15 protein-coding genes are annotated in these 18,943 nt (G+C 36.9%); all 15 read left to right on the top strand.

The window, feature by feature from the left end; translation table 11 throughout:
* The first annotated feature begins 980 nt into the window (after positions 1 to 980).
* Positions 981 to 2,648, top strand: coding sequence for a ribonuclease J (locus EK386_RS05595; protein ID WP_126658050.1), 1,668 nt, complete (start codon positions 981 to 983; stop codon positions 2,646 to 2,648).
* Positions 2,649 to 2,820: 172 nt separating this feature from the next.
* Positions 2,821 to 5,148: an FtsK/SpoIIIE family DNA translocase gene (locus EK386_RS05590; RefSeq protein ID WP_126658049.1), complete on the top strand. Its 2,328-nt coding sequence runs from the start codon at positions 2,821 to 2,823 to the stop codon at positions 5,146 to 5,148.
* Positions 5,149 to 5,307: 159 nt separating this feature from the next.
* A complete protein-coding gene (locus tag EK386_RS05585) occupies positions 5,308 to 6,036 on the top strand; it encodes a GntR family transcriptional regulator (protein ID WP_126658048.1) in 729 nt (242 codons plus the stop codon).
* A gap of 50 nt (positions 6,037 to 6,086) precedes the next feature.
* On the top strand, positions 6,087 to 7,172 hold the full coding sequence (locus EK386_RS05580; RefSeq protein WP_126658047.1) for a BMP family lipoprotein: 1,086 nt from the start codon (positions 6,087 to 6,089) through the stop codon (positions 7,170 to 7,172).
* Between the two features lie 245 nt (positions 7,173 to 7,417).
* Complete coding sequence (locus EK386_RS05575; protein WP_126658046.1) at positions 7,418 to 8,947, top strand: ABC transporter ATP-binding protein; 1,530 nt, start codon at positions 7,418 to 7,420, stop codon at positions 8,945 to 8,947.
* A gap of 2 nt (positions 8,948 to 8,949) precedes the next feature.
* Positions 8,950 to 9,999, top strand: coding sequence for an ABC transporter permease (locus EK386_RS05570; protein ID WP_126658045.1), 1,050 nt, complete (start codon positions 8,950 to 8,952; stop codon positions 9,997 to 9,999).
* A gap of 1 nt (position 10,000) precedes the next feature.
* Complete coding sequence (locus EK386_RS05565) at positions 10,001 to 10,960, top strand: ABC transporter permease (RefSeq protein ID WP_126658044.1); 960 nt, start codon at positions 10,001 to 10,003, stop codon at positions 10,958 to 10,960.
* A gap of 206 nt (positions 10,961 to 11,166) precedes the next feature.
* The gene (gene yfmF, locus EK386_RS05560; RefSeq protein ID WP_126658043.1) at positions 11,167 to 12,429 is read left to right on the top strand and encodes an EF-P 5-aminopentanol modification-associated protein YfmF; all 1,263 of its coding nucleotides are present in this window, start codon (positions 11,167 to 11,169) and stop codon (positions 12,427 to 12,429) included.
* Between the two features lie 5 nt (positions 12,430 to 12,434).
* On the top strand, positions 12,435 to 13,730 hold the full coding sequence (yfmH, locus tag EK386_RS05555) for an EF-P 5-aminopentanol modification-associated protein YfmH (RefSeq protein WP_126658042.1): 1,296 nt from the start codon (positions 12,435 to 12,437) through the stop codon (positions 13,728 to 13,730).
* Positions 13,731 to 14,459 (top strand): elongation factor P 5-aminopentanone reductase, encoded by a 729-nt coding sequence (ymfI, locus tag EK386_RS05550; RefSeq protein ID WP_126658041.1) that lies wholly within the window; start codon positions 13,731 to 13,733, stop codon positions 14,457 to 14,459.
* A 43-nt stretch (positions 14,460 to 14,502) separates the two neighbouring features.
* Complete coding sequence (locus EK386_RS05545) at positions 14,503 to 14,757, top strand: DUF3243 domain-containing protein (protein ID WP_126658040.1); 255 nt, start codon at positions 14,503 to 14,505, stop codon at positions 14,755 to 14,757.
* Between the two features lie 421 nt (positions 14,758 to 15,178).
* Complete coding sequence (locus tag EK386_RS05540) at positions 15,179 to 15,973, top strand: DUF3388 domain-containing protein (protein ID WP_126658039.1); 795 nt, start codon at positions 15,179 to 15,181, stop codon at positions 15,971 to 15,973.
* Between the two features lie 156 nt (positions 15,974 to 16,129).
* Positions 16,130 to 17,023 (top strand): helix-turn-helix domain-containing protein, encoded by an 894-nt coding sequence (locus tag EK386_RS05535; RefSeq protein WP_126658038.1) that lies wholly within the window; start codon positions 16,130 to 16,132, stop codon positions 17,021 to 17,023.
* A gap of 48 nt (positions 17,024 to 17,071) precedes the next feature.
* Positions 17,072 to 17,650, top strand: a complete 579-nt coding sequence (gene pgsA / locus EK386_RS05530) for a CDP-diacylglycerol--glycerol-3-phosphate 3-phosphatidyltransferase (protein ID WP_126658037.1) — start codon at positions 17,072 to 17,074, stop codon at positions 17,648 to 17,650.
* 13 nt (positions 17,651 to 17,663) lie between these two features.
* Positions 17,664 to 18,923, top strand: coding sequence for a competence/damage-inducible protein A (locus EK386_RS05525; protein WP_126658036.1), 1,260 nt, complete (start codon positions 17,664 to 17,666; stop codon positions 18,921 to 18,923).
* Positions 18,924 to 18,943 lie beyond the last annotated feature (20 nt).

Genomic DNA, 18,943 nt, shown 5'->3' with positions numbered 1-18,943 from the left:
ACGTGGGATTAAAAAATTGTCCATGCAGGCGATGCTTACTTTTGCTGCCATGAATTTAAAGAAGCTTGCCAATTGGACTTGGCAAGCTCCAGAAATGGCATAAATGGGACTACTCAAAGAATGTTCTTGCCTAAAATAAATCGATATAATCCCTAAAAATCCATAAAAATTACAAAAGGTCTTCAGAATGTTCTCATTCTGAAGACCTTTTGTCGACAATCTGAAGCAAACGTTTAGGCGTTTGCTTTTTTCGTTCTTAAATTATAAAATTTCTCCCTGTGGATAAAACTTGAAAATTTAGTAAGAGGAGTTTTAAAAAGAATTGCTTAGTGAGCGGGCTTAGCCCACAAGCCGCAAAGTCACGTTGTACGTGTCTTTACGACTTTTCATTGTGCTTTGTGAAAGGACCGCTCACAGTTAATAATACTTACTAATTTTTCGGATATAGTACGCGGCTTACAGTGGTAGGTCGCGCTATCTAAAGTTGGGTTATACTACTTTATCTTTAAAAAATCACCATTATTTAGTAGGTATCCTGATTGAAACAAGTTTTGGACTAAAATAATCAAACTGTAAGCACATAAAACGGAAGGTGGCGACTCCGACGGGAACAGCAAAATTCTTTTTGCGACGAAAGCTTCATCCACAGGGGCACGAGTTGAAAATCCATTTTTGGCGGTGATAGCTGACAAAGTTGATTGAGGCCGTGCCCGCGGAAAGCGTCTCCCTGAAGTGGAATGCGATGTTTAAGTACAGATTTTGATATGGAACCTTTAATAGCTTTTAAGAAGATGCACTAGCGCTTTGTTCTGCCTTTTTTTGAGTGCCGGCTACACGGATGATTCGGAATTTTTAAAACGGTTTGAGTAATAGTCGTCCCTAATTAGAAAATTTACGCTTTTTTATTTGTGCTTCATTCTTCTACACCGTATAATGGGTATAAGTGGTTGTGCGTTCGGGATATTTTAGGAGGAAATCAAGTGACGAAAACAAAAAATGAAGTAATCCGAGTGATTCCACTTGGCGGAGTGGGAGAAATCGGGAAATCTATGTATGTAGTCGAAATTGATGACGAACTATTCATAGTTGATAGCGGTTTAATGTTTCCAGAAGACGAAATGCTGGGAATTGATATAGTCATCCCTGACATTACTTACTTAGAGGAAAATAAAGAACGTGTGAAAGGTATTTTCTTAACACATGGACACGAAGATGCAATTGGTTCCATCGCTTACGTTTTACAAAAAATAAAAGCGCCAGTATATGGATCAAAATTAACGATTGCACTAGCAAAAGAGCATATTAAAGATCTACCAGTGCCGCATCCGGTTAAGTTTTTTGAAGTAACAAATAAGAGTCGTATGAATTTTAACTCTACATATGTGACTTTTTTCCATACGACACATAGCATTCCTGATTCATTAGGAATTGTTTTCCATACTTCCGAAGGTGCGATTGTACATACGGGAGAATTTAAGTTTGATCAATCTGTAAAAGGGAAGTTTAAGCCAGATTTAGCAAAAATGGCACAAATCGGTGAAGAGGGAGTATTCATTTTACTATCTGAATCCACTGAAGCTGAGCGCCCGGGATATACAACAAGCGAAACAGTGATTGAAGAAAAGTTAGCGAAATACTTCTATTCAGCACCTTCCCGTATTATTGTTGCAGTCTATGCATCAAACTTTATTCGAATTCAACAAGTGTTCAATCAAGCCCAAGAATCACACCGTAAAGTGGCAGTCGTAGGGAAAAGTTTAGAAAAAGTAGTGGATATCGGCGTTAAGCTAGGTTATTTAACGATTGATGAGTCAACTTTAATTCCTGTAAATGAAATTCAAAAATATAACGATGAAGAGCTGATCATCATCGTAACAAGCAACCAAGGTGAACCATTAGAAGCGTTAGATAAAATTGTACGAAAACAGCATCGTGATATTCGTATTAAAAACACGGATACGGTGTTAATTACATTTACACCTTCACCAGGAATGGAAATACAAATGGCATCTGCTATGAATAACTTAGCTAAGCTAGGTGCAACAGTACTGACAGCAGATAAAAAAGTTCACGTTTCTGGACATGGTAGTCAAGAAGATTTAAAGTTAATGCTAAATTTAATGAAGCCGAAATACTTTATCCCAATCCAAGGTGAATACCGCATGTTAATCGCCCATTCCAAACTAGCTCAAGCAGTAGGGATGCAAAAATCTCAAATCTTTATTGCAGATAAAGGCGATATTGTCGAATATAAAAATGGCAAAATGCGCATGAGTGGTCGAGTTCAGGCTGGAAACATACTCATTGATGGAATCGGAGTAGGGGACGTTGGAAATATCGTACTAAGAGATCGAAAATTGCTATCTCAAGATGGTATTTTCATTGTCGTGGTGACGCTAAATCGTGCTCAAAAACGCATTGCCTCAGGTCCGGAAATTTTATCTCGCGGATTTGTTTATGTACGTGAATCTGAGCAATTAATTTTAGAAGCTACTGAACTTGCACGTGGTGTTATTGAAAAATATGTAAATAAAGATACATTTGAATGGACAAACATTAAACAAGAAATCCGTGATACATTAAACGCTTACTTATTCCAAAAAACAAAGCGCCGCCCAATGATTATCCCAATTATTATGGAATATTAAGCAAATTTAATGCGGTATAAATTCTCGTTGTGGACAAAAAAGTTCATTCTTAAGAAGGAAATATAGTCAACAACCAAGAAGGGTTTTCTTAGCCGAAAAAAACGGTGAAGGAAATCCTTTTTTTATCCGAAAAGCGAAGGCGACATGAACACAAAAAAAGTAGGTGAAGAAAATGGCAGTGAGAAAAACAAGTACAAAAGCAAAATCTGGCCTACATCCGTTAGCCTATGAAATTATAGGTCTTTTATTAATTGCTTTTGCAATCATTGTATTTTTTGAATATGGGGTAGTAGGTAGAACAATCCAGACAATTTCTATGTTCCTTTTTGGAAATCTTTATATCATTGTGCCATTTTTCTCTGTATTAACTGCAGTTATATTAATGGTACAAAGAAAAGGCATCTCCTTTAAAGATCGAATCATTCAAGGTTCATTGTTAATTATGTTTAGCATTTCAATTTTTAGTCACAGTGTATTATTTGAGGAATTATTTAAAACGAATAAATTAGTGACAGACTCTGTTTTAAGAGAAACATGGCGTTTACTAATTGAAATGGGGGGAATAGAAAATCGAAGTAGTGCATTAGGTGGAGGAATGATTGGAGCACTCTTTTTTAGTATGTTTCATATTTTATTTGATTCAGGTGGGGCAAGAATCGCTGCATGGTTTCTATTCTTTATAGGAATGATACTAATAACAGGAAAAGCACTCGTCCCCATTATTGTTGAAAAAGCCCCAGATATTAAAAAAAGTTTCCCAAAAAGAAGGAGACGGAGTAGAAGCAAGAAATCCGTTGTAAAAGATGAAAAACCCAAAAGGCAAAGAAAAAGGAAAGAAAAACGCATTTCAGATGAAATAGCGGCAACGACAGATGAAGTTCCCATAAATCAACCTGCCCAAATGGATTATTTTGAAGATGACGATGATCCTGAACCTGAACCAATTATTTCAGCCTTCACCCAAAATATTCATAATGAAAAACCTAAAGAAAAGAAGACAGAAGAAGTGGTTGAAGAAATAGGGGATATTGAAGAAACGATTCAACAGGCAGTGCAGGTAAATGTAGAAAATGAAAATTACCGATTGCCTTCAATGAACTTGTTATCTCTTCCTCTATCTTATGACCAGAGTGGGGAATACTCCATCATACAAGCCAATGCAAAAAAATTAGAACAAACTTTTTACAGTTTTGGCGTGAAAGCTCGTGTCACGCAGGTTCATCTAGGTCCAGCGGTTACAAAATATGAAGTAATGCCAGATGTTGGAGTAAAGGTAAGTAAAATTGTCAGCTTGCAAGATGATCTAGCTTTAGCATTAGCCGCGAAAGATATTCGCATGGAAGCCCCGATCCCAGGGAAGTCTGCAATTGGCATTGAAGTACCCAATAGTGAAATTGCGATGGTAACATTGCGAGAAGTATTAGAAGCAAAAGAAAATAATAAACCAGATGCTAAACTACTCATTGGTTTTGGTCGAGACATTACTGGACAAGCCATTTTAGCAGAGTTAAACAAAATGCCCCATTTACTCGTAGCAGGTTCGACAGGTAGTGGGAAAAGTGTTTGTATTAACGGTATTATCGTATCCATTTTAATGAGAGCCGCACCACATGAAGTAAAAATGATGTTAATTGACCCGAAAATGGTGGAGCTAAATATGTATAATGGGATTCCCCATTTATTAGCCCCAGTTGTTACCGATGCGCGGAAAGCCTCACAAGCATTACAAAAAGTTGTGTCAGAAATGGAACGAAGATATGATTTGTTTTCCCATACCGGTACACGAAATATAACAGGGTATAACGATCATATTGAGCGATTTAATCGAGACAATGACGAAAAGCATCCAAAATTACCTTATATTGTAGTTATTATTGACGAGTTAGCAGATCTAATGATGGTTGCATCCCATGATGTAGAAGATTCCATTACACGTCTGGCACAAATGGCACGTGCTGCTGGAATTCATCTCATTATCGCAACACAACGTCCTTCTGTTGATGTTATTACAGGTGTCATTAAAGCCAATATTCCATCTCGTATCGCTTTTGCCGTATCATCTGCTATTGATTCGCGCACAATATTGGATATGGGTGGTGCTGAACGACTGCTTGGAAGAGGTGATATGTTATTTTTACCAGCTGGGTCATCTAAACCAATTCGCGTTCAAGGGTCATTTCTTTCAGATGAAGAGGTTGAATCTGTTGTCGATTTTGTAATTGAACAGCAAAAAGCTCAATACGATGAAGCTATGATCCCAGTAGATGAACCTGAAAAAAGTTTTGAAGATGAAACAGATGATTTATATGACGAGGCAGTACAACTAGTTGTAGAAATGCAAACTGCTTCAGTATCAATGTTACAGCGACGATTTAGAATTGGCTATTCAAGAGCTGCCCGTATTGTAGATCAGATGGAAATGCGAGGGGTAGTAGGTCCTCCAGATGGAAGTAGGCCGAGACAGGTACTCATCACAAAAGCAAGTGTTGAAAATGGATAACGTACTATTGTCAGTAATTTGTCATAATTAGATAAAATCTTGCTATCTATTTTTATAGCAAATCTATTTGCAGAACCAAAGAAAAGTGGTATATTATGAACGATTAGTAGGAACGTTCAACATCAGATGTCTGATCTCTTGAGTGTGGTGGTGATGAAATTGTCTATAAAAGCCGATCATCGTCATTTATATCTCCAAGTTATAGACCGCTTAAAATCGGATATCGAACAAGGGATTTATAAGGAAAATGAAAAACTTCCTTCCGAATTCGAATTATCGAAAGAGCTTGGAGTTAGTCGCGCTACTTTACGTGAAGCGCTAAGATTATTGGAAGAAGAGAATGTGATTGTACGCCGTCATGGAGTAGGAACATTTGTAAATCCTAAACCTGTTTTCACATCAGGTATTGAGCACCTATCAAGTATTTCTTCTATGATTGAAAATGCTGGGATGACACCAGGAACAATATTCCTTGAGGCAACAGAAAACGCTCCCACTGAAAATGAATTAGAACGCTTTGGCTGTGACAAAAATGACAATGTAATAACAATTGAACGGGTTAGAACTGCAGATGGAGAGCCGGTTGTCTACTGTGTGGACAAGGTATTGGCAAAATATTTGCCGGATGACTTCGTTCAAAAGAAAGAAGAATCCATTTTCTCATCGCTTGAACAATCTGGGAACATTCATGTAGCCTACGCTGTTACGTACATTGATCCAGTGGGGTATCATGAACAAGTATCACCAATTTTGCATTGCGGTCGAGAAACAGCATTACTTGTATTAAAACAACTGCATTATGATGATAATGATTGTGTCGTTCTCTACTCAAAGAACTACTTTAGAGCTGATAAATTCAGTTTCCATGTAATTCGCAAACGAGTATAGAACATCTTCAAGAAATTCCTGCTAATTATTAATTTAAGGGGGTAAAACGAATGAAAAAACGTAAATTTGGTTTAGCTCTTGCTTCACTTTTTGCTGCCGGAACAATTCTTGCGGCTTGTGGTGGAAATGAGGACACAAAAGAAACTGATACTGGAAAAGACACTGGCAAAGAAACAACAGAACAGAATTTCTCAGTAGCAATGGTAACAGATACTGGTGGTGTAGATGACAGATCATTTAACCAATCAACATGGGAAGGTATTAAAGCTTTCGGTGAAGAAAATGGATTAGAAAAAGGTGACGGTGGTTACGACTACTTAACATCTGCTGCTGAATCTGATTATGTTACAAACTTAAATAGTTTAATTCGTCGTGATTTCGACTTAGTATTTGCAGTAGGATTTGCTTTACATGGTGCTGTTGAAGAAGTAGCTGATCAACAACCAGATGCACAAATCGCTATTATTGATGAAGTAGTGCAAGGTAAAGACAATGTTGCATCAATTATGTTCCGTGCAAACGAAGCATCATACTTAGCTGGTGTAGCAGCAGCTCTTGAATCGAAATCAGGTAAAATTGGTTTCATCGGTGGTATGGAAGGTGCAATTATTGGTGGATTCCAAGCTGGATTCGAGGCTGGTGTAGCAGCAGTAAATCCTGATATTAAAGTGGATGTACAGTATGCTGGTAGCTTTACAGATGAAGCATTAGGTCGTACGATTGCAAAAAGAATGTATGATTCTGGTGTAGATATTATTTTCCATGCTGCTGGTGGCGTTGGTAAAGGATTATTTGCAGAAGCTGTTGAACGTAAGAAAAAAGACCCTGAAGCAAATGTTTGGGCAATCGGTGTAGACCGTGACCAATATGATGAAGGTAAAGTGGATGACAATACAAACATTACTTTAACATCTGTTTTAAAACGTGTTGACGTAGCTGCACAAGAAGTTGCAAAACAAACGATGGAAGGTAACTTCCCTGGTGGAGAATTAATCACTTATGGTTTATCTGACCAAGGTGTAGATTTAGCAGATTCTCGTGGTGCAATCGCTGAAGATACATTAGCAAAAGTTGAAGAATACAAACAACAAATTATTGATGGAACAGTTACAGTTCCTGAACAACCTGAAAAATAAACCTTTTAGATTCATGAAGGCTAGCATTGCTAGTCTTCATGTTATGTTAAGGGGCTGGTAATAACTAGTAATTGTGGATGTTGCGTTTATAAATAAACATATTTTTCTAATTTGTGGTTAATAGATGAAAGGTTTTAAATTTTGCAATTGTACATAAATCACCTGAATAAAATTAAAACCCTTCTTGTGTTAACACAAGACTTAACAATAGTTAATTTAAAAAGTGCGAAAAGGGAGTGAACACATTGGAATACGTAATTGAAATGCTCAACATCCGCAAGCAATTTGGGGATTTTGTAGCCAATGATAATATCACCCTTCAACTAAAAAAAGGCGAAATTCATGCACTGCTTGGTGAAAATGGTGCAGGAAAATCAACATTGATGAATGTGCTTTTTGGTTTATATCAACCAGAAGCAGGAACGATACGTGTTCGAGGTAAAGAAGTAAAAATCACAGATCCGAATGTAGCGAATAAGCTTGGTATCGGGATGGTCCATCAACACTTTATGTTAGTTGAAAATTTTACGGTGACGGAAAACATTATACTTGGTAGTGAGCCAACATCTTTTGGAACAATCAATATTAAAGACGCATCGAAAAAAGTGCAAGCGCTATCACAACAATATAGCTTAAACGTTGATCCAAATGCGAAAATTCAAGATATATCAGTTGGGATGCAACAACGTGTTGAAATTTTAAAAACTTTATACCGTGGTGCAGATATTTTAATCTTTGATGAACCGACTGCATCCTTAACACCTCAAGAAATTACAGAACTGATGCACATTATGAAACGACTAATTGAAGAAGGCAAATCAATTATTTTAATTACCCATAAGTTAAAAGAAATTATGGAAGTTTCTGATCGTGTAACTGTCATTCGTAAAGGTAAAGGGATCGGAACAGTAACAACGGCAGAAACAGATCCTAAGGGGCTTGCAGAGTTAATGGTAGGTCGCCAAGTAGTATTTAAAACGGAAAAGAAAGAACCTAATCCGAAAGATGTCGTTCTGCAAATTGACTCGCTTCAAGTTGCAGATAATCGTGGAATTGATAAAGTTAAAGGCTTAAATTTAACTGTCCGCGCAGGTGAAATTGTTGGTATTGCTGGGATTGATGGAAATGGTCAATCAGAATTAATCGAAGCGATAACAGGATTAAGAAAAGTGAAAAATGGTAAAATCACGCTAAATGGTAAGGATATTACAAACTTAAAACCGAGAAAAATCACGGAGTCAGGTATTGGACATATTCCACAAGACCGTCATAAACATGGTTTAGTCCTAGATTTTCCTGTGGGCCATAATATTGCATTGCAAACTTATTATCAAAAACCAATTTCTAAATCAGGTGTGATTGATTATAAAAAAGTAAATGAAATTGCACGTAAAATTATTGAGGAATACGATGTTCGTTCTGGTGAAGGTGAGATGTCAATTGCTCGATCACTTTCAGGTGGTAACCAGCAAAAAGCGATTATTGGTCGGGAAATAAGTCGAAATCCGGATTTATTAATTGCAGCTTTACCGACACGAGGACTCGATGTAGGTGCGATAGAATTTATTCATAGACGTTTAATTGAACAACGTGATAATGGAAAAGCAGTATTGTTAATTTCCTTTGAGCTAGATGAAGTAATGAATGTTTCTGACCGAATTGCCGTTATTTACGACGGTTCAATTATTGATACTGTCTTACCTAAAGAAACGAATGAACAAGAATTAGGGTTATTGATGGCAGGTCAGTCGTTAACAGAAAAGGTAGGTGACTAGGAATGAGTAAACGTGTTGTTAATATTCTTGTTCCACTTATCTCGATTGTTTTAGGTTTAATTATTGGTGCTATCGTTATGGCAGTTAGTGGATTTAACCCAATGGATGGTTATATTGCATTATGGAACGGTATCTTTATGGATACGTATACGATGGGTGAAACGGTTCGCCAAATCACTCCTTATGTATTTGCGGGGTTAGCCGTAGCATTTGCATTCCGTACGGGTTTATTTAATATAGGTGTCGAAGGTCAGTTAATAATGGGTTGGCTAGCCGCAGCTTATGTTGGACAAGCCTTTGAGTTGCCTACGTTTATACACATTCCATTAGCATTACTTGCCGCTGCTGCTGCGGGTGCTTTATGGGCATTTATACCAGGTTTATTAAAAGCAAGATTGCAAGTGCACGAGGTAATCGTAACAATCATGATGAACTATATTGCCTTACATGTTGCAAACGCTTTAATTGAAGTCATTTCTGGAGGCGCAGAGAGAACGCCAAAAATTCATGAATCTGCGTCCTTACGATCAGAATTCTTTGAGAGCATTACGGATTATTCTCGTATGCACTGGGGCTTCCTTATTGCTTTACTCGTAGTAATCCTTATGTGGTTTATTTTGGAAAAAACAACGCGTGGATATGAGTTAAAGGCAGTTGGATTCAACCAACATGCATCACAATATGCTGGGATGAATGTTAAGAAAAATATCGTTCTATCCATGATTATTTCTGGTGCATTTGCTGGTTTAGGTGGTGCAATGGAAGCACTTGGTACATTCGAAAATATGTCGAAGTTACATGGATTTACAGGTATTGGGTTTGACGGTATTGCGGTTGCCTTACTTGGTGCCAACCAACCATTTGGTGTACTATTAGGGGCAATTTTGTTTGGTTCTCTAAAAAATGGAGGACTGAATATGCCAAGTGAAGCGGGTGTTCCAGTAGAAGTTGTTTCGATTGTTATTGCATTAGTGATCTTCTTTGTAGCATCAGGCTATATCATACGAGTGGCGCTAGAACGGTTTAGTAAAAAGAAAAAGGAGGTAAAATAACATGAGCTTTTTAGAAGTGTTATACTTTATCATTCCTTCTGCTATTTTCTATGCAGCGCCATTAATTATGACAGCTATTGGTGGTGTATTTACTGAGAGATCAGGTGTAGTAAACATTGGACTAGAAGGAATCATGATTATTGGTGCAGCGAGTAGTATTATTTTTAACTTAACTTTTGCTGATCAGTTTGGAAATTTAACTCCTTGGTTAGGGTTACTTGTGGGGATGGTATTGGGGATTCTTTTATCGTCTATTTTGGCTGTTGCCGCGGTTTCTTTACGTGCCGATCAAACCGTTTCAGGTGTCGCACTAAATATGTTAGGATTAGCGGTTGCAGTATTTACGGTGAAAATGCTTTATGATAAAGGACAAACAGATTCAATCACTGAACGTTTTTCTCGATTTGATATTCCAATCTTAAGTGATATCCCAATTATAGGGAAGATGTTATTTGTTGATGTATATGCAACGTCTATATTAGCCATTGTGATTGCGTTTATTGCTTGGTTTATTATATATAAAACACCATTTGGGTTAAGAATTCGTGCAGTTGGGGAACACCCGATGGCAGCGGATACAATGGGTGTAAATGTAACGAAAATGCGTTATATTGCTGTAATGATTTCGGGTGCATTAGGTGGTATTGGTGGGGCTATTTATGCTCAAGCAATTTCCGGTAACTATAGTGCAACGACAATTAGTGGACAAGGCTTCATGGCGATTGCAGCAATGATTTTTGGTAAATGGCATCCCCTTGGTGCATTAGGTGCAGCACTGTTCTTTGGTTTTGCACAAGCACTAAGTGTAATCGGTTCTTCGATTCCATTTATTAAAGATATTCCATCTGTTTATTTATTCATCTTGCCATATGTATTAACGATTCTTGCGCTTGCAGGATTTATCGGTAAAGCAAATGCACCAAAAGCAAGTGGTGTACCTTATATTAAAGGAAAAAGATAAATATATAATGAAGGCGTCTTTCTTATGGAAAGGCGTCTTTTTTCTTGGTTTGGATGAATTAAACCGTCTATGAAGGGCAAAATGTATATCAAATCTTGATTTTCTGTGGATTAAAACAAAAAATTGGATTATTTTTGCATAATCACCAATTCTACATGTATAGTAGTGTTATCACTGTTTAAAGTTTTAAGTCAGGAGGAATTTTTTTGTTTTTAACGACAAAGCTTGCTGAAGGTGTAAATCTTCATATGCGACAAACAACACAATTCAAGACTGTGAATTTTTCAATAAAGTGGAGAAGTCCATTAACAACAGAAACCGCAGCCGAACGTGCCGTATTATCAAATGTGCTACAACATAGTAATGGTAAATATAAAAAATCTGCACAATTTCGAAGTTATCTAGATGACTTATTTGGCACTGTGTTATACTTTGATGCCTCAAAACGTGGCAATGAACATACAGTGTTATTAAATGTAGAAACTGTGAATGACCAATATTTAGCACAGAACAAAGTGTCAAGCGAAGTATTAGAATTATTAAACACAGTCATTTTTGAACCAAATTTTGAAAATGGACAATTTGTTCCCTCTATTGTAGAGCGTGAAAAAGAAATGGTGATCCAACGAATTCAATCGATTTTTGATGACAAAACTCGCTATGCACAAACGCGATTAACACAAATCATTCGTCCAAACCATCCGGCATCCATTTCAGCAAATGGAACAATTGATACAGTAAAACAAATTACACCGGAAAGCCTAACGAAAACCTACCATTCCATGATCAATGAGGATAAAATAGACATTTATGTTGTTGGTGACATTGACGTTGAAGCGGTGCAGAAGAAGTTAATTGAATATTTACCATTTACTGATCGTACACCAAAACCACTTGAAGTCAATAACGCAGATGTAAAACCAGAGAAAGAATATACAAAGGAACAACAAGATATGAAACAAGGGAAACTTCATATCGGTTTAAGTACGCCTGTCATGTTTGGAGATGAAGATTTCCCGAAAATGCAAATCTTTAATGGGATTTTTGGTGGATATGCTCATTCCAAGCTATTTATGAACGTTCGTGAAAAAGAAAGTTTAGCATACTATGCATCAAGTTCATATTCATCACATTATGGCTTAGTGTATGTCGTATCTGGGATTGAGCCAACCAAAGAGAAAAAAGCAACAGATGTTATTTTTGAACAACTAGAAGCAATGAAAAAAGGTGAGATTACGGACCTTGAACTTTCCCAAACAAAAGCGATGTTAATTAACCAGCTGAAAGAAGCGTTGGATTTAGCTCGTGGACAAATTGATATTTACGATCAATACAAAGATTTAGAGGAACAATTCTCCATCGATCTTTGGAAGGAACGTTGGGAAAATGTAACAAAAGAAGATGTGCAAAAAATGGCTTCACAGGTTGAATTGGAAGCGATTTATTTCTTATGTGGGAAGGAGGCGTAATCGACATGCAAACAATTGAATTTAAACAGCTAGACGAAACGTTATTTTATAAACAATTATCAAATGGGTTAGATGTCTACATTTTACCAAAAAAAGGGTTTTCAAAAACATTTGTTACCTTTACTACAAAATATGGGTCGATTGATCGTACGTTTGTTCCTATAGAGGGAAATGAAGAAATTACGGTTCCAGATGGCATTGCTCATTTCTTAGAGCACAAAATGTTCGAAAAAGAAGATGGGGACGTATTCCAACAATTTAGTCAATCTGGAGCTTCTGCCAATGCATTTACATCCTTTACGAGAACAGCCTATTTGTTTTCTGCAACGGATCATATTTATAAAAGTACTGAAACGCTATTAAATTTTGTACAAGAGCCGTATTTTACAGAAGAAACCGTAAACAAAGAAAAAGGTATTATTGGGCAAGAAATTACAATGTATGACGACCAACCCGATTGGCGTTTATACTTTGGTGCGATTGAAAATATGTATCATAAGCATCCAGTCAAAATCGATATTGCTGGTACAATTGAATCGATTGACAAAATTACTGCAGATCATTTATATACGTGCTATAACACATTTTATCATCCGTCGAATATGCTATTATTTGTTGTCGGGGCTATTGATCCAACCGAAATGATGGCCTTTATTGAAGAAAATCAAAATAAAAAACAGTTTGCTGATCCAGCACCAATTGATCGTATTTTTGAAGAGGAACCAACTGAGGTTGCTGTTAAAGAACGTGAATTAAAAATGGATGTTCAAAAACCAAAAGTATATGTTGGTTTAAAAGCAAAAGAAACGGATTTAAGTGGAGAAGAGATGTTGAAGCATGAACTTTCCGTACAAATTGGTTTAGAATGCTTATTTGGCCGTGCCTCTCAGTTTTATACAGAAGTTTATGAAAACGGCTTAATCGATGAATCTTTTGCTTATGATTTCTCGTTAGAAAAAGGGTATGGCTTTGCTTTAATTGGGGCAGATTCATCAAATCCAGGTGGGCTTGCAGACCGTATTAAAGAAGAGATTAATAACGCCGATTCACTTATCACGGAGAAAGCTGTTGAACGGATTAAACGTAAAAAAATTGGTTTCTTCTTACGAGCGTTAAATTCAATGGAGTTTATTGCAAATCAGTTTACACGTTATAAATTCAATGACATGAATTTATTTGATGCAGTTCCGGTTATTGAGAAGCTAACAGTGGATGATATACGTAAAGCCTTTACGACAATTCAAGGTGAATCGCAACAAACGGTATTTAAAATTTTGCCGACAAGTGAGAAAGCACAATAAATGAAAAAATATGCACTAGTAGTTGGAGCTTCCGGTGCGATTGGTAGTGCGATAGCTAAGCGACTGGCTAATGATGGTTGGTCGCTCTATTTGCATTTTCATCACAACCAAACGAAGGTCGAAAATCTGATAGAAGAGCTTACAGAAAAGTATTCATTACAAGAATTTTTGTCTGTTCGGGCTGATTTTTCCTCTAGTGAAGGAGCTGATTTGTTAAGTAAGCAAATTTACTCGATACAAGCGATTGTTTTTGCAGGTGGTCATGCATTCTATGGATTACTTGAAGATACCCCAGTAGAAGAAATGGATAAACTGTGGAGAGTACATGTTCAAAACCCGATGCGATTATTAGCTCTTTTGTCCAGTAAGCTACGAGCAAATGACATAAGTTACGTCCTATTCATAGGCTCAATTTGGGGCGAAACAGGTGCAGCCTTTGAAACGGTCTATAGTGCGGTAAAAGGTGCCCAGCATGCTTTCGTTAAATCCTATGCAAAAGAAGTCGCATATAATCATATATTAGTTAATGCCATTGCACCGGGTTTTATAGATACCAATATGAATCAACATTTAACGGATGAAGAACAACAACAGTTATATGAAGATATTCCATTAGGGAGACCAGGGAAAATAGAAGATGTAGCCAATTTAGTCTCTTTCTACTTTAGCGGCCAAGCCAATTATATTACGGGACAAATTATTCGAATTAATGGTGGATGGTACATATAATCTCGAAACCTGTACATAATAAATGTAAAGGAGGAGATTAAATATGTTATTAGAAAACTGGGAAAAATGGACATCATTCTTAGGTCAACAAGTGCAAGAAGCTAAGGAACACGGAATGAGCAAAAAAGTGATTGAAAAAACAGCTGTTCAAATCGGTGACTACTTAGCGAAAAATGTGGACCCAAAAAATGAGCAAGAACGTGTATTATCTGACCTTTGGGGTGTAGCAGACAGCGAAGAAAAACATGCACTTGCGAATTGTATTATTAAGCTTGTACAAAACAACCGAGTACAATAAGTAGATAGTTTATAGTGCAGTTTTATACGCATAAAGGCTCGTATAGCGTCTGCAGATATTTCGTTAACGAAAATGTCTAAGGACGCTTGTACGATAACCTGTAGCCGCATCTTCATTTAGCATGGGCTGATTGAAGAAAATATATCATAGAACACATCTCATTTTCGATCATTCATCAAACACTCTAATGAGGAGGCTTGTCCTCCTTTTTCTTCGATTATCTAAATTTTGTGGATGTTCTCCAAAATTCGACACGTTCCTTTTCCTTTTTCTCTTTTTTTTACCGATTTTCAAGGAAATATAATAAAATTTTATAAAATGGAAGAAAATCGCATGTTTCTAACTTTTCAATACATATAAAATCCGCTATGATGAAACTTATAATAGAAAATAATCGTTTCGTTATTGGGGGGACGGTTTCATGGGTGAATGGTATTTTGAATATGAAATTCAGGTAAATCGTCCAGGTTTATTAGGTGATATTGCCTCATTGCTTGGAATGTTACGCGTAAATATTGTATCAATTAATGGGGTAGATGAAAGTCGTAGGGGCATGCTATTAAAAGCAGAAAAGAGCGAATCAATTGAACGATTCATGAATATTGTTTCTACAATGGAAAATATCCACGTAACAAAATTTCGAGAACCAAAAGTACGTGATCGACTTGCAGTAAGACATGGTCATTATATTGAACGAGAAGCCGATGAAAAAAATACATTCCGTTTTTTACGTGATGAACTCGGTATTTTAGTTGATTTCATGGCAGAATTATTTAAAAAAGAAGGTCATAAATTAATTGGAATTCGTGGAATGCCTCGTGTTGGAAAGACAGAATCAGTTGTAGCAGCGAGTGTTTGTGCAAATAAGAAATGGATTTTCCTTTCTTCTACGATGATCAAGCAAACAGTACGAAATCAGTTAATAGGTGATGAATTTAATCATAATAACTTATTTATATTGGATGGTGCAGTAACTCGAAGAACAACAGACGAACGTCATCAACAGCTAGTTCGAGAAATAATGGGAATGCCTGCAACAAAAGTGATCGAACATCCGGATTTATTTGTACAACAAGGACAATATAAAATAGAAGATTTCGATTACATTATTGAGCTTCGGCATCATCCAGATGAAGTAATAACTTACGATATCATTGAAAAAAATGAGATGACACAAAATGACCATTTCGGTGGTTTTGGAGATTTCAATTTTTAGCGGATAGTATGAAATGCTCATCATATCCGCGTGAGGAATGACAGCGATTTTTGCTAAAGGGCAAATTTCATGTTTTCTTTGAACAGTGTCGAGCTACAGGGGCTAGCTCCTTTGGCTTTTCTTATGAATTATTTAGAAAAAAAGTAGGTGTTATTGTTGACAGAACTCGGTACTCGCCTTAAAGAAGCGAGGTTAACAAAAGGATATAGCCTGGATGACTTACAAGAAATAACGAAAATACAAAAACGTTATCTTGTAGGGATTGAAGAAGGGAATTACTCCATTATGCCTGGATCATTTTATGTGCGGGCATTTATTAAACAATACGCAGAGGCTGTTGGGCTTGATGCTGATGAAATTTTAGAGGAATTTAAGAAGGAATTACCAAATCAACCGACAGAAGAAGTGGCTCAATCCATTTCTCAAAGCCCAACACGTAGAAAACTAAATACAAGGTCTACAAATCGTCTTTTGGAAACAATGCCAAAAATTATTGTTGCTTTGTTTATTGTTGTAATTATTGCAGCAATTTGGTTTTTATTTCAACAGAAGGTCTCCGATGAACCAGATCAAGTGGAAGATGATGTCTCACAAGTTGAATATGAACAAACACCAGTGAAACCTGTAGAAAATGACGAAACAAAACCAGAAGATACAGATGCAGCTAATGAGGATGCAGCGGAAGAAACGCCAGAAGAAGACGTTGTGGAAGATGAGGAACCAGAAGTGACGCAAACCCTTTCAGCTGGTCAAGTACAAGGGGAAACAACAACGTACGAACTTTCTGGAGCCGAACAGCTTTCCATTCGTGTAGAAGTGACTGGACAAACATGGGTTGGGGTTCGTAATGCTACTGGTGATGAACAAGTACAAGATCGAGTATACAACGCAGGAGAAGTTGTAGAACATGATTCAACAGCAAATGGTTATGCGCGTATACGACTTGGAAATTCTAATAATGCAAAAGTGTTTGTCAATGGCGAACAAATTCAATATGCACAAACAATTACAACACAAAATATTATTATTACATTACAACAAGAACAATAGTCATCTAAAAAGATGGCTATTTTCTTTCAAATGAAAGGTGTTTAAACAATGAATATACCGAATAAGATTACAGTCTCAAGAATATGCTTAATACCATTATTTGTGATTGTAATACTATTTGACTTTGGTTGGGGAACTATGGAGTTATTTGGTGCCGATATGCCAGTCCAGCACTTTGTTGGGGCGTTGATTTTTATCATTGCCTCAACGACGGATTGGGTAGATGGCTACTATGCACGAAAATATAATCTAGTAACGACATTAGGGAAATTTCTCGATCCACTTGCAGACAAGCTATTAGTTAGTGCAGCTTTTATTATCTTAGTTGAACTAGGTTTGGCTCCATCATGGATCATTATTATCATTTTAAGCCGAGAATTTGCAGTTACAGGTCTTCGTGCGATTTTAGCCGGCGAAGGGGAAGTTGTTGCTGCTAGTCAATTAGGTAAAATTAAAACATGGGCTCAAATAGTAGCAATTGCTGCGTTACTGTTACACAATACGATCTTTACTTTAATAGGCATTCCTTTTGATATGATTGCACTTTATGTTGCATTAATCTTTACGATTTGGTCTGGTTGGGAGTATTTCTACTTAAACCGCCGTGTGTTTGTCAACTCAAAATAAGTGGGGGATCTTTATGAATGCAGAGATTATTGCGGTTGGCTCGGAATTATTACTTGGACAAATTACTAATACTAATGCGAAATTTATTTCCAACCAATTATCTGAGTTAGGAATTAATGTTTTTTATCATTCCGTTGTTGGTGATAATGCAGATCGGTTAAAAAAGGTTATTGAAATTGCTGAATCACGAGCAGATTTAATCATTTTCTCGGGGGGACTTGGCCCTACGAAGGACGATTTAACAAAAGAAACAATTGCTAAGCATTTAGGGATTTCTTTGACAATGGATTCGACAGCCATGCAATTTATAGAAGATTTTTTTGCAAAATATAATCGACCAATGACCGAGAATAACCGAAAGCAAGCACTTATTTTGGCTGGCAGTGATGTCCTAGCAAACCATCATGGAATGGCTCCAGGTATGCTTCTTGAGAAAAATAATCGTACATACATACTTTTACCTGGTCCTCCAAAAGAACTTGAACCAATGTTTCAGTTCGAAGCAAAACCAAAGCTTGCAACTCGCCTTAATCAAGGTGGTGTCATTCTCTCTCACGTATTACGCTTTTATGGTATTGGAGAGGCAGAACTCGAACATAAAATTCAAGATATACTAGATCAACAATCCAATCCAACTGTCGCACCTTTAGCATCTGATGGTGAAGTAACTTTAAGAATTACAGCGAAAGCCACTACGGAACAAGAAGCTCGAGCACTGATTCATGCAAAAGAACAGGAAATCCAATCGGTTGTTGGTGAATTTCATTATGGCAATAACGATGATTCATTAGCATCCAAAATTGTTGAAATGTTACTCCATCATAAATTAACCATTTCTGCTGCGGAAAGCTTAACGGCAGGTCTTTTCCAATCAGAACTTGCCGAAATTTCAGGGGTTAGTGGTACTTTAGTTGGTGGGGTTGTCACGTATACCGAAAATGCGAAGATTCAACAATTAGGTATTGAAAAGTCTTTACTTGATCAATATGGAATTGTCAGTAGTGAATGCGCGGCTGCAATGGCATTAAAAGTTCGTGAAAAGTTTGGGACGGATATTGGTGTTGGTTTAACCGGTGCAGCGGGTCCAGAACCTCATGACGGGCAACCAGCAGGAACGATTTGGATTGGTTTTAGCATAAAAGGGTATGAACCCATTACACGTAAGCTGCAATTATCTGGAATGCGCAATACGAACCGCATCAGAGCTGTTAAATTAGCATGTAGTTATTTAATGCGCTTATTGGTGGAAAAGGGTTATGAAAAAATAAACTAGTGAAAATAAAAATTTGGGCT

It is taken from the genome of Lysinibacillus antri (assembly GCF_003977595.1).
In the GTDB taxonomy this organism is placed as follows: domain Bacteria; phylum Bacillota; class Bacilli; order Bacillales_A; family Planococcaceae; genus Ureibacillus; species Ureibacillus antri.
Note: the sequence above shows the minus strand (reverse complement) of the source record. Positions and strands in the feature narration are given on the sequence as shown.